This is a genomic window from Dorea acetigenes (assembly GCF_025567385.1).
GTDB classification, from domain to species: Bacteria; Bacillota; Clostridia; order Lachnospirales; family Lachnospiraceae; genus Claveliimonas; species Claveliimonas acetigenes.
Map to the genome: position 1 here is coordinate 1 of NZ_JAOQJU010000065.1, position 328 is coordinate 328.

Annotated in this window: 1 pseudogene; it reads right to left on the minus strand. The window is 38.1% G+C overall.

Features of this window, described 5'->3' with window-relative positions:
* A pseudogene (locus tag OCV99_RS18505) lies at positions 1–157 on the minus strand (sigma-70 family RNA polymerase sigma factor); the annotation flags it as partial.
* Positions 158–328: the final 171 nt, after the last annotated feature.

A 328-nucleotide genomic window follows, 5' to 3' on the forward strand; every position in this document is an offset into this window, starting at 1 on the left:
TTTCTACAACGATTTCTGGAAGTTCACAAAAAAGCGTTTCTTCCTTTTGTCGTCGCTTTAATTTCTTCTGATAGTCCTTAACAACATGTCGGACAACTTTCTTCAAACAACTTTCAAAACGGCATTGAACTGTTTTCTGGAAGTCAGACGGTTTCATCAATCGCACCCCCTTTCCGTTACGACGTGAAAAGTGGTTATCCCTCTTTCCGCACCATATAGGGAACGGCAGGTGTGATTTGCTAAGTTGAAACCGAAAAAATTTAAAAATTTTTTTAGGCATGAAAAAAGCCCGCACAAAACATATAGTTTTATACGAGCTATTAAAGCT